10 protein-coding genes and 3 pseudogenes are annotated in these 11,643 nt (G+C 72.8%); 5 read left to right on the plus strand and 8 right to left on the minus strand.

Translation table 11 applies throughout. The annotated features are described in order from the left end of the window. The first annotated feature begins 581 nt into the window (after positions 1–581). Entirely contained in the window at positions 582–2,726 is a 2,145-nt protein-coding gene (locus O1G21_RS01695) for an alpha-galactosidase (protein WP_270140094.1), read from the plus strand. A 106-nt stretch (positions 2,727–2,832) separates the two neighbouring features. Here the strand turns inward: O1G21_RS01695 and O1G21_RS01700 are convergent, their stop codons facing one another. From O1G21_RS01700 to O1G21_RS01720, 5 genes are all read right to left on the minus strand, one after another. After that, the gene (locus O1G21_RS01700) at positions 2,833–3,612 is read right to left on the minus strand and encodes a class I SAM-dependent methyltransferase (RefSeq protein ID WP_270140096.1); all 780 of its coding nucleotides are present in this window, start codon (positions 3,610–3,612) and stop codon (positions 2,833–2,835) included. 235 nt (positions 3,613–3,847) lie between these two features. After that, the gene (locus O1G21_RS01705; RefSeq protein ID WP_270140098.1) at positions 3,848–6,394 is read right to left on the minus strand and encodes a glycoside hydrolase family 95 protein; all 2,547 of its coding nucleotides are present in this window, start codon (positions 6,392–6,394) and stop codon (positions 3,848–3,850) included. Between the two features lies 1 nt (position 6,395). Beyond that, positions 6,396–6,521: a hypothetical protein gene (locus O1G21_RS01710; RefSeq protein WP_270140101.1), complete on the minus strand. Its 126-nt coding sequence runs from the start codon at positions 6,519–6,521 to the stop codon at positions 6,396–6,398. Between the two features lie 196 nt (positions 6,522–6,717). Then, entirely contained in the window at positions 6,718–7,452 is a 735-nt protein-coding gene (locus O1G21_RS01715) for a FadR/GntR family transcriptional regulator (protein WP_270140103.1), read from the minus strand. 178 nt (positions 7,453–7,630) lie between these two features. Then, entirely contained in the window at positions 7,631–8,107 is a 477-nt protein-coding gene (locus O1G21_RS01720; RefSeq protein ID WP_270140105.1) for an ABC transporter ATP-binding protein, read from the minus strand. On the opposite strand from O1G21_RS01720, the gene O1G21_RS01725 reads away from it, so the two are divergent. The 3 genes and pseudogenes from O1G21_RS01725 to O1G21_RS01735 form a co-directional block, all read left to right on the plus strand. Then, positions 8,094–8,282: a hypothetical protein gene (locus O1G21_RS01725; RefSeq protein WP_270140107.1), complete on the plus strand. Its 189-nt coding sequence runs from the start codon at positions 8,094–8,096 to the stop codon at positions 8,280–8,282. The two genes, O1G21_RS01720 and O1G21_RS01725, sit on opposite strands and share 14 nt — an antisense overlap. 70 nt (positions 8,283–8,352) lie before the next feature. Next, a pseudogene (locus O1G21_RS01730) lies at positions 8,353–8,677 on the plus strand (allantoin permease); the annotation flags it as partial. Then, positions 8,671–8,793: pseudogene (locus O1G21_RS01735) on the plus strand (biotin carboxylase N-terminal domain-containing protein); the annotation flags it as partial. The pseudogenes O1G21_RS01730 and O1G21_RS01735, both read left to right, overlap by 7 nt. Here O1G21_RS01735 and O1G21_RS41640 read toward each other — a convergent pair. Beyond that, positions 8,794–8,913, minus strand: a pseudogene (locus O1G21_RS41640) (biotin carboxylase N-terminal domain-containing protein); the annotation flags it as partial. On the opposite strand from O1G21_RS41640, the gene O1G21_RS01740 reads away from it, so the two are divergent. After that, positions 8,896–9,390, plus strand: a complete 495-nt coding sequence (locus O1G21_RS01740) for a hypothetical protein (protein ID WP_270151490.1) — start codon at positions 8,896–8,898, stop codon at positions 9,388–9,390. The pseudogene O1G21_RS41640 and the gene O1G21_RS01740 sit on opposite strands and share 18 nt — an antisense overlap. Before the next feature lies 1 nt (position 9,391). On the opposite strand, the gene O1G21_RS01745 is transcribed toward O1G21_RS01740, so the two are convergent. Further along, positions 9,392–9,943 carry a hypothetical protein gene (locus tag O1G21_RS01745; protein ID WP_270140109.1) on the minus strand — a complete coding sequence of 184 codons (552 nt, stop codon included), beginning with the start codon at positions 9,941–9,943 and terminating at the stop codon, positions 9,392–9,394. Positions 9,944–10,034: 91 nt separating this feature from the next. Further along, positions 10,035–11,540, minus strand: a complete 1,506-nt coding sequence (locus tag O1G21_RS01750; RefSeq protein ID WP_270140111.1) for an RICIN domain-containing protein — start codon at positions 11,538–11,540, stop codon at positions 10,035–10,037. Positions 11,541–11,643 lie beyond the last annotated feature (103 nt).

Raw genomic sequence — 11,643 nt, forward strand, 5'->3', positions numbered from 1 at the left:
GCCCGGGGGCTTCGGCAGGGGGCGTGAACCGAAGAAAAGCAGCGGTGACGGGCCTCAGTCAACGGGTAGCGCGAAAAGAGGGATGGGCGGGCCGCCGAAACCCCTGGGCGGGAAGAATCCGGCGAGGAATCGGCAATGGGATCCTCAAAGCCGATCGGTCACCCGCCCGACAGACCGGGGCCGCCGCACGGAGGGAAGATCACTGCCCGAAGTCAGTGGCGGGCGCCCCCTCGCCGTGGCGGTCTCCACGCGTCCGAAGAACGTTTCCCGATCGTGGCAACCTCTGTGCGTGCGGCGGCGACTGAGAGCTGACCGAGGCCGAGACCAAGGCCAACTCCGTCCCAGAGGGAACAAGTCCTTGCGCAACGGCGGACGTGCTATCCCTACGAGTGCACTCTGCCGGCCAGGCCTGGAATCGACCTGCCCGCGCGGGGAACCGACACTGGGCCCACGCACCGGACAGAAGCATACTGTTAGCGTTCACATAGCAAGGGCCAAAAGACGGACAACCCAGTACGGGCACGGCACGACACGGCTCGTTGACCGCTACCGTGACCGCACACCCCCTGAACGAGGACGAAATGACTGAGGCGAACCTCGTCGTGCTGTCGGCCGGTGACGCGGCCCTCGCGCTCGACACCACCGGCCCCGAACTGCCCCGGGTGCTGCACTGGGGCGTCGATCCCGGCCTCCGCGCCGGTGACGCCGCGCAGGTGCTCGACGCCATGGGCCGGACCTCACGCCACCAGGCCGGGAGCCTGATGCCCTCCCAGGGGCGGGGCTGGGGCTGGTTCGGACGTCCGGCGCTGGCCGGGCACCGCGACGGCCGGGTCCGCCCCCTGCGGTTCGAACTCGCCGAACCGGTCGCCGTACACGCCCGGGACGGCCGGGGCGGCACCGTCCACGTGCGGGCCCTGGACCCCGGCGCGGGGCTCGCGCTGGACACCGAGCTGCAGATGACGGAGCAGGGCGTGGTGCGGCTGCGGCACACCCTGACCAACACGGCGACGGACACCTACACCCTGGACGTGCTGGCGTGCGTGCTGCCCGTCCCCGCCCACGCCGCGCAACTGCTGGACTTCGCCGGCCGCTGGGCCCGTGAGCGCTCCCCGCAGCGCTCCCCGCTGCGGCACGGCGTCTGGTCCAGGGAGAGCCGCCGCGGCCGCACCGGCTTCGACGCCGGGCTGCTGCTCGCCGGCACCGAGGGCTTCGGCTTCCGGCACGGCGAGGTCTGGGGCGTGCACCCCGCCTGGAGCGGCAACCACGTCCAGTACGCGGAGCGGCTGGCCGACGGGACGACGGTCCTCGGCGCCGGCGAACTGCTGGACGCGGGCGAGATCCGGCTGACGGAGGGCGAGTCCTACCGGACCCCGTGGGTGTACTTCGCGACCTCCGGCACGGGTCTGGACGGGATCAGCCGAGGATTCCACGAGATGCTCCGGGCCCGGCCGCAGCACCCGACCAGCGCCCGGCCGGTCACCCTGAACATCTGGGAGGCGGTCTACTTCGACCACGACCCCGAGCGGTTGCGCGCATTCGCGCAGACCGCGGCGGCGGTCGGCGTGGAACGGTTCGTCGTGGACGACGGCTGGTTCCGCCACCGCCGCCACGACCGGGCCGGCCTCGGCGACTGGTACGTCGACGAGAAGGTGTGGCCCGACGGACTGCGCCCGCTCGCCGACCACGTCCACGGCCTCGGCATGCAGTTCGGCCTCTGGTTCGAGCCCGAGATGGTCAACCCCGACTCCGACCTGGCCCGCGCCCACCCCGACTGGTTCCTCGCCGACCCCGAACGCCTCCCGTTCGAGCAGCGCAGCCAGCACGTCCTGGACGTCGCGCATCCCGACGCCTACGCCTACCTGCTGGAGCGGATCAGCACCCTCGTCGGGGACCTGGGCATCGACTACATCAAGTGGGACCACAACCGCGACCTCGCCGATGCCGTCCACGCCGGCCGACCCGGCGTGCACGCGCAGACGACGGCGGTCTACCGACTCCTGGACGAACTGCGGGGCCGCCATCCCGGGCTGGAGATCGAGTCCTGCTCCTCCGGCGGGGCCCGCGCCGACCTCGGCATCCTCGAGCGCACCGACCGGATCTGGGGATCGGACAACATCGACCCGATCGAGCGCCAGGCCATCCAGCGCTGGACCAGCCTGCTGCTGCCCTACGAGCTGATCGGCTCCCACGTCGGCTCCGCCCCCGCCCACATCAGCCACCGCGACACCGCACTCGCCTTCCGCTGCGCCACCGCCCTGTTCGGCCACGCCGGCATCGAATCCGACATCTCCGGTTGGCCGCAGGAGGACCTGACCGCCTTGACCGCGTGGGTCGGGGCCTACAAGCAACTGCGGCCGCTGCTGCACGGCGGCGACGTCGTCCGCACTGATCACCCCGACCCGGCCGCCTGGGTCCACGGCGTCGTCTCCCGGGACCGGACCCACGCCGTCTTCGCCTACGTCCAGCTGGACACCTCCGTCGCCGAGAACGGCGCTCCCGTCCGCCTCCAGGGGCTGGAGCTCGCGACCCGCTACGCCCTGCGGGTGCGCCCCGAACTCTCGTCCCCCGAGGAGACCTGGCCCGCCTGGGCACGGCGGACGTCCCCGCTCACCCTGACCGGGCGGTACCTGGCCCAGGTCGGCCTGGCCGCCCCGGGTCTGGCCAACCGCCCCGGCCACGCGCTGGTGATCGAAGCACAGGCTCAGTCAACCGCCGCGCAGGACTGACAGGACTGGTGGGAGCAGGCCGCACGAGCCCAGGCAGGAGTCACAACTCACCCAACCCGTGCGGCCCTTCTCACGTGACGTCGCGAGCGGAGCTGCGACGCGGGTATCAGGCCGGAACGGACCGGATCACAACCAACGAGCCCTCGTAAAAGGGCTGTTGCCGTAGGGCGCCGAACCGGGCGTCCCATGCTCCGCTGTCCAGGTCGCCCCGCAAATTCGCGGCGAATCGTTCGCGCGACTGCTCGTCGACGAAGCTCCACGCCGAGCACGCCTGTCGAGCACCGGGGTCGAGCAGCATCTCGGGGCGCGCGTAGTACGCCTCGTTGAAGCCGTCGGTGCAATCAACGGGTATCGGCACCCGGGTCACCGTCGTGCGTCCGCCGAGAACCTCGGCCAGCTCCGCGATCACCGGATACCGGCGCGCCTCCGTGTCCAGCACCTCCGGCGCGTACTCGTACAGCCAGAAGTCCCGAACGAGATCAGGGTCACAGGTCAGCACGACGACCGGGCCGCGTGCCACCCGGCGCATCTCGCGCAGCCCTGCCTTGAAGTCGCTCCACTGGTGCACGCTGAAGGTGGTCATCGCCGCGTCGAACGCATCATCGCGGAACGGCAGGTTCTCGGCCACGGCATCAACGGCGGCCGACAGGTGCGCGGGGCGCTGGGCACGCATCGACGCCGACGGCTCAACCGCCGTCACCTCCAGCGCCGCCGACTCGTATGACCCCGCCCCGGCCCCGACATTGACCACCGTGCGCGCCCCACCCAAGGCGGCGGTGATCGCCTGCTCGATCCTTGCGTCCGGCTGCCGGTAGGTGGCGTACCCACCGCCTATCGTGCCGTAGTCCGCATCCCCTGCACTGCCGTCCACCCCGCGTTCGCTCATGATCCAAACCTAGCCACGCTGTCAACACTCCACCGGCCACCGCGCCCCGGGTCGCCGACCGGAAGACCCCGCTGAGCCTCCAAACCACCACCCACACGGTCACCCGGCACCACGGCGCCGCGGTGGCCAACTCGCGCTGCTCCCCGACCTCGAAGACCGTTCGCGAGGTCACCAGGCCATCACCGGCCCGGTCTGCGGCGGTTCGGCCAACACTGGCCGACAACGCCAGGAACGGTCAGTGGCCGACGTCCGGTCCCGGGTAGGCGAGCCGGTGGCAGCTTCCGGCCGCCAGCCGCAGCCGCAGCCGCCGCCCGTCGTCCGGAGCCGTGGTCACCGCAGCCAGGTTGCCCTGCTCATCGGTCACGACGGGAAGGCCCGTCCGGTCGGGCAGGTGCAGGTCGACCGTGACGTCCCGGGCGGCCCGCAGTTCCGCTCCGGTCAGCACACCCCGGCGCCAGCTCAGGCCGACCGTGAGCCCGCCCCGGGCACGCAGGCCGCGGACGTCGCCGTCCGGCCAGGACGGCGGCAGTGCGGGCAGCAGCCACAGGACGCCGTTGTGGCTCTGCAGCAGCGACTCGGCGATGGCCGCGGTGATACCGAGGTTGCCGTCGATCTGGAAGAGCCGGGGCGGGTGCAGGTCGAACAGGTTGGGGGCGATCGACGTGGCGAGCAGGCGCTCGACGGCCTGCCCGGTGAGGGCGCCGTCGCCGAGGCGGGCGGCGAGCGCGGCGACCCAGGCGAGGCTCCAGCCGGTGCCACCCCCGCCGTGTTGCAGGCGGCGGTCCAGGGCGCGGCGGGCCGGGTCGAGGAGGGTGTCGTCGCCGAGCGGGTCGACGGCGCTGCCCGGGTAGAGGCCGTAGAGGTGGGAGAGGTGGCGGTGGCCGGGGTCCTCCTCGGGGAGGTCGTCCCGCCATTCCAGCAGGCGCCCGTCGCCGGCGAGGGCCGGGGGCCGCAGCCGGGCGCGGAGGCGGGCCAGTTCCGCCGCCAGTTCGTGGTCGACGCCCAGCTCGCGGGCGGCCGTGACGGTGTTGTCGAGGAGTTCGGCGGCGAGCCAGTAGTCCATGGTGCAGCCCGCGTCGACGGCGCTCAGGGTCCCGTCGGCGAGCCGGAAGTGGTGCTCGGGCGAGGTGGACGGGCAGGTCACCAGTGTGCCGTCGGCATCCTTGACCAGCAGGTGGGCGAGGAACCGGGCGGCCTCGCGCATGACCGGGTAGGCGCGGTCGGCGAGGAAGGCGCGGTCGCCGTGGAACAGGTGGTGGTCCCACAGGTGGGCGGCCAGCCACGGGCCGGCCATGGGCCAGTGGGCCCAGACCGGGTCCCCCTGTACGGGGTTGGTGGCGCGCCAGAGGTCGACGTTGTGGTGGCAGCACCAGCCCGGCGCGTCGTAGTAGGCCCGCGCGGTGGAGCGCCCGGCCCGGGCGAGGTCGGCGACGAGATCGAACAGCGGCCCGTGGCACTCGCCCAGGCCGGTGGTCTCGGCGGGCCAGTAGTTCATCTGGAGGTTGATGTTCGACGTCCAGTCGGAGTTCCACGGCGGGGTGACGTCGTTGTTCCAGATGCCCTGGAGGTTGGCGGGCTGGGTGCCGGGCCGCGAGGAGGCGATCAGCAGGTAGCGGCCGTAGGCGAAGAGCAGGGCCGCGAGCCCGGGGTCCGCGCCGCCCGCGTTCGCGGCGGCGAGGCGCTCGTCGGTCGCGAGCCCCGCTGCCGCCCGGGGCGCCCGGTCGTGGAGCCGGAGTTCGGCTGCCCGGAAGAGTCGCTGGTGGTCGGCCGTGTGGGCGGCGCGCAGCCGGTCGAATTCCTCTGTCCCGGCCTGGTCCAGCCATCGGTGGGCCTCGGCGAGCGCCGCCTCGGGGCCGTCCGGCCGGCGCCGCCAGTCGCGGTACCCGGTGCCGACGGCGACCAGCAGCACCGCCTCGTCGGCACCGGTGACCTCGATCCCGTCGTCGCCGGAGCCGACGCTCCCGTTCACCGCGCGCACCCTGACGGCGGCCGCGAATCCCGTGCCCTCGTCCTCCCGGTACGCCGTCGAACCGCCGTGCCAGGACGCGACGCGGACCGGAGCACGTCCGTGGACCGACACGGTGGCGCTGTCGGGTTCGGCGGCCGGGGCCGCGGCCGGGTGGGGCGTCGTGAAGCTCGCGTGGAAGGAGAGGGCGCCGGGCGTGTCCGCGCTGAGCCGGACGGCCAGTACGCCTGCGGGGGCGGAGACGAAGCTCTCGCGCCGGTACCGCACCCCGCCCGCCGTGAACGACACCGTGTGCACGGCCGCGTCGAGGTCCAGGGTGCGGCGGTAGGCGGCGGCATCGCCGTCGCCGCAGGACGGGAAGGTGAGCAGGAGGGTGGCCAGCGGCTGGTACGCCTCCGCGTCGGGGCCGGCGAAGTGGGCGGCGGCGATCGCGTGGGCGGCGGCGTGGTCGCGGCGGCGCAGCACCGCCTCGCGCAGGGCGGGCAGGTGGTCGGCGGCGCCCGCCCGGTCCCGGGGGCCGGGCCCGCCGGACCACAGGGTGTCCGCGTTGAGCTCGATCCGCTCGGTGTGCACGCCCCCGTACGTCATGGCGCCGAGGCGGCCGTTGCCGAGCGGCAGCGCCTCCAGGAAGCCGTCGGCGGGGCGGCGGTACCAGAGGGTTTCCGCAGCGGGCTGCTGGGTGACCGTCAGCACGGTGTCCGTCCCTTCGTGGGCGGTGCGATGCCCGTCGTGGGTCCGTACGGGCCGGAAGAAGGCGGTCAGGGGGCGGTACTGGCGTTCCCGTGGCGAACGCCGCTCGGACGGGGGTGTCGGCACGTCAGGGCTCCTCGGTCGCAGGACACCGCTCGTGGTCGAGCCGGGCGGAGGCGAAGCCGTCGATGACGGGCGTCGCGCCGAAGCCGGCCCCGGCCACGCCGTCCGCCGGGTCGATCCAGCGGATCACGAGCGCAGCGGGGTTGTGAACTGCTGGCGACTGAGGCCGTTTCAGTGTGCATAGGTGTCCATGCATTAGTCACGCCGGATGGCCGCCGACTCCGGTTCGTCGAGCCAGGTCTGCGGGCGTCGGCCCGACTCCCAGACGTGGTGGTGCGCGTCGACTCTCACCCGCGATCGCTCCTCGGCCAGTGATGGACGGCAGGTCAGGTGGTACGGGGGTGGTCCGGCTGCGGCCGCGGGGCGGCGGGGATCCGCTCCCCCTCGGCCAGGTGGTCGCGCAACCAGCGTTCGGTGGTGTTGACGTGCATCAGTGCGGCGGCCTGGGCGAGGTTCGGGTCGCGGGCGACGAGGGCCTGGTGGATCGCCTCGTGCTCGGCGATGGTCCGCCCGGCCGCGTCCGCGTCGGCCAGGCCCCGCCAGGCCCGGGCGCTGAGGGTGCGCCCGGAGATGTGCTCCAGCAGCGTGGCCAGCGTCTCGTTGCGGGTGGCGCGGACCACCGCGCGGTGGAAGGCCGCGTCGTGCTGGAGCAGCAGTTCCACGTCGTCCTGGGCGTCCCGCATGGCCGACAGGTGCCGTTCCACCTCGGCGAGGTCCTCGTCGGTGATGCGGGTGGCGGCCAGCGCGGTGGCGACCGGCTCGAAGAGCCTGCGCACCTCGGTGAGTTCCAGGACGGTGTCCCCCTGGAGCAGCTCGACCGCGCCCCCGAGGCCTTCCAGCAGCACGCCGGGGGCCAGGCTGGTCGCGTAGGTGCCGTCGCCGCGTCGGATCTCCAGGACCCGGGCGACGACCAGCGCCTTGACCGCCTCGCGCATCAGGTTCCGGGACAGGCCGAGCTCCGCCGCGAGCTGCTGCTCCGGGGGCAGCTTCGACCCCGGGGGCAGCTCGCCGTCGCGGATCATCTGGCGGATGCGGGCGATGGCTTTGTCAGTCAGGGACACGCCGCCAACGTAGCAGGTGATCCCATGTCTCGGAAGGCATCCGATCACACTCCTCTGTCGACTGGCGTAAGTGAACAGGCAGTTCGCCACCTCCCAGCCTCACGCCCCCACGTCGGAGGCCGGTCCACCCGTGGACACATCCCATGTATCGCGGCGACGAGCGGCCGAAGGGGGCCGCTCAGGATTCGGCGTAGGCCGTCGCCTGGATTCCGTAGAGCTCGGCGTAGCGCCCCTGCCGGGCCAGAAGTTCCTGGTGCGAGCCGATCTCTTCAAGGCGTCCCCGGTCGAGCACCAGGATGAGGTCGGCACCGGTGACGGTCGAGAACCGGTGCGAGAGGATCACAGTGATCGCCCCGGTGCGTGCGGCGAGTTCGCGGGCCCGGGCCATCTGGCGCTGGAAGACCTCCTGTTCGCTGGGCACGTCCAGGGAGGCGGTGGGCTCGTCCAGCCCGAACAGCAGCGGCTCGCGGCGCGTGGTCGCCCGCGCCAGGGCGGTCTTCTGCCACTGCCCCTCGGAGAGGTCCACCCCGTCGACGGTGATCCGGCCCGAGTCCGGCCGGTAGAACCGGTTGAGCAGCTTGACCAACGTGGTCTTGCCGGAGCCGTACTCGCCGACCACGGCGACGACCGTCCCGGCCGGGATGGTGAGGCTCACGTCCTCCGGGGCGAATCGGTCGGTTCCGGGGTGCCGCAGCTGGCCCGGTCGCGACGGGTGCCTCGACGAGGGCTACCGGGCCCTGCACGCCCATGTCGGCGACTCGGTGGCCGTGGTGCTGGAACGCGCCCAGCGCGCCATGTCCCAGATGGCCGTGCACGCCGACCGCCTCTGAATCCCCACCTCTCATCGCACCCGCACCCAGCACCCCCGCCCCACACCACCGCACCCCGGAAGGGCTGGCCATGAGCACCACCGAGTCACACCTGACGACGACCACGCGACACCGCCGCCGAGAAGAGCCAGGCGACGAAGGAGGCCCTGGAGGACTACACCCTCCGCTTCGCGCCCCGCAGTTACCGTCGCCGGACCCCGATGGTGGTGGCGACCACCGCGCTCGGCGGCATCGCCTACATGGCCGACTTCTCCATCGGCGCCGGCATCGGCCTGGCCCACGGCACCGGTAACGCGCTCCTGGCGATCGCCGTGGCGGCCGTGGTCATCTTCGTCACCGGCTTCCCGCTCGGCCGCTACGGCGCCCGCTACAACATCGACCTCGACCTGATCACCCTGCGGACAGCTACCTGCGCGCCGACCTGCTGCTGGAGGCCGCCCGGGCCACCGGTACGGGAGCGGCCCACCCCGGCTACGGGTTCCTCTCCGAGAACGCCTCCTTCGCCGCCGCCGGCGGGTGCCGGGCCGAGTCGTACGGCTTCGTCGGCCATCCGGACGTGCGGGGCGTTGCGGTCGGCGTCGGAGTACACCGCCACCGTGCGCAGCCCGAGGGCGTGCGCACTGCGCTGGATGCCGACGCCCTGCGCCGCACCCCCGCCCTGCTCGCCCTCCCCACGAACGCCCGGCCGGACGACGACGGCAGCGTCCTCGCCCGACGCCCGGCCACCGACACCGCCCCCGAGGTGACGTACCGGCGCGGCGCCGAGGACAACCTCCTGATCGAGCTCGTGCTCGGCCTGGGCGACGCCTACCTCGGCGCCCCGGCCGCCACCCCGCTCGACCCCCGTCACCGCCTGGTCACCACCAAGTACAACCCGGGCCGCATCTGGACCGCCGAGGGCGAGTCGTCGCGCCGAGGCCGTGCTCGCCGGCGAGCGGGCACCGGTCCCCGCGGAGCACGGTGCACTCCACCCGGTTCGTGCTCACCCGAACTACACGTGATCTCCGCAGAAGCCTCGCGCCGGGCCGGTGTCGCGAGCGGGACGGCTCTGCGTAGGCTCCACAGATCACCCGTCACGGCATGCGGGCACCTACGGAAGATCGAATGAGTTACTGCACGTTCTGCCAACGGCATCTCAACGGCGCGCTCTCCTGCCCCGGCTGCGGGCGGCCGAGCGAGGCGCTCCCGCAGGAGGAGCCCGGACGCCCGGTCACGGACCCGCCCGCCGCGGCTCCCGCCCCCCGGACGGCCCGGCGGCGAAGGACCCGGCGGCGCGGAGCCCGGCTCACCCTGGCCGCGCTCGGTGTGGCGGCGGGCGGACTGGCCACCGCCGTGGTGGCCTTCGGCCAGAGCGACGGCGCGACGGTCCCGCTCCCGTCGGACGGTGCGGCGGCATCCACGACGACGGCCAGGCCCTCCGCCTCGGGGCCCGCGAGCGTTCCCCCGGCGGCGTCGGCCGCGCCGAGTACGGCGAGCCCCACGGCGCAGCCGTCGGCCGCCGGTGCCCGACCCAGCGCGTCGCGGACGACCGCCGCGCCGTCGCGCTCGGCCGCCCCGGCCGAGCCGTCCGCTCCGCAGCCCGCGGCGCCCTCCGCGGCGCAGCCCACCCGGCACTCCCCCAGCCCGGCCACCCCCACGGCAACGGCGACCCCGGACTGCAAGCAGTTCCTCTTCTGGTGCGTCTGACCGGACGAACGGCGCCGGCCGCCGCCCGTCGAACGGGTGGCGGCCGGGCCCGTCGCCGTCAGCCGGTCAGGACAGGGTCCAGCTCTCGCCGGCCGCGCTCGAACTGCCGCCGGTCTCCTGGTCCACCGCCGCTCCCTGCGGGGTCGAGCCGCCGGTGCCCAGGGTCAGGCCGCTGGCGGCGTTGACCAGCGCGTACGTGCTGCCGGTGAGGTCCAGTGCCCACTGCTGGTTGGTGCCGCCGTTGCAGGTCCACTGCTGCACCTGGACGCCGGTGGCGGTCGAGTAGCCGGGAACGTCCAGGCACAGTCCGCTGTTGACGCTGGTCAGGGCGTAGACGTTGTCCGCCAGCCTGGTGAGCTTCCACTTCTGGTTGGCACCGCCGGTCGACGGCCACTGGATGACCGCGCCCGCGTTCGCGGTGGAGGCGCCGGACACGTCCAGCAGCATCGAACTCGCCTGGTTGGTGAGGGTGTAGGTACCGGTAGAGGGTATTCCGCCGCCGACCGACCAGGTGCCCGTGGAGGTGTCGAGGGACCAGGTGGGGTACTGGCCGAGGTTCAGCGTCGTCCCCCTGACGGTCAGCGGCAGCCAGATCAGCTCAGAGGCGCCCAGGTCGCCGGTGTCCCAGCGGTCGCCCGCGTAGATGTACGTGCTGCCCGAGGAGCCCTGGACGGTGATGATGTTGGCGGTCTGGCTCCCGTACGTGTTGGTGCCGGGGGCGGCCACGTCCTTCCAGGGCGACCATGGTCCGCTCGGGGAGGTGGCGGTGGCGTAGACGTTGTCGTTGAGGTACCAGCCCGACAGGTGGGAGCCCATCAGGTAGTAGATGCCGCCCACCTTCACCATGGCCGGGGCCTCGATGCTGCCACCGCCCAGGAGCGCGACCGAGCTGTCCACCGAGAGGTAGTCGGCGGAGAGCCGGTCGATCCGCAGACCGCCGCTGTTGCGGTCCTCCGTCAGCAGGTAGGCGGTGCCGTCGGATTCCTGGAACAGGCCCAGGTCACGGCTGACGTTGCCCAACGGCCGGAAGCTGCCGCGGTAGACGTACGGGCCGCAGGGGGTGCGGCTGGTCGCCACGCCGGCCCTCGCCTCGGAGTAGTCGGCGCTGTCGATGTGCACGTACATCACGTACGTGCCGGTCGACGCGTTGTAGATGACCTTCGGCCGCTCGACGATCCGGTTCGGCCCCAGGTCGCCGCTGCTCTGCTTGGCCAGTGCCACACCGTGGTAGGTCCAGCCGCCGAGGTCGTCGGAGGTGTAGCAGGGGATGTCCTGGAACGAGGTGTTCGCCGACGTCTCGCCGGTCTTGTCCTCGCCGAAGCCGTACCAGGTGCTCCCCACCTTGACGATGCCCAGGCCGTGGAGCTGGAGCGTGTTGCCGTTCTGGTCGGTGCGGGCGGCTCCCGGGGTGAAGGGCACCGGGGCCGGGGCCGTCGGCGCGGCCCCGGCCGCCTGGGCCTGGGCAGCGGGCAGCAGCACCGCCGTGAGGACTCCGACCAGGGCGAGGAGCCCGGCCAGTGCGGTTCGCCACCGGCCGAGCGGTCGGCCGTCGCGAGAAGGACTGTGGAACAAGGGTTTCACCTCTCCGTGAGGACGTGCCTCAACACCGGATGCGTCCATGACATGAGGTGGATTAACTCTCAGAGATCGGGTGCTTGTACAGAGTTGTGACAGC

It is taken from the genome of Kitasatospora cathayae (assembly GCF_027627435.1).
Classification (GTDB): Bacteria; Actinomycetota; Actinomycetes; order Streptomycetales; family Streptomycetaceae; genus Kitasatospora; species Kitasatospora cathayae.

Bases quoted from the DNA above. Each gene is read 5' to 3' on its own strand.
- O1G21_RS01695 (WP_270140094.1), top strand. From the start codon at position 582: ATGACTGAGGCGAACCTCGTCGTGCTGTCGGCCGGTGACGCGGCCCTC.
- O1G21_RS01700 (WP_270140096.1), bottom strand. From the start codon at position 3,612: ATGAGCGAACGCGGGGTGGACGGCAGTGCAGGGGATGCGGACTACGGC.
- O1G21_RS01725 (WP_270140107.1), top strand. From the start codon at position 8,094: ATGGTGAGGCTCACGTCCTCCGGGGCGAATCGGTCGGTTCCGGGGTGC.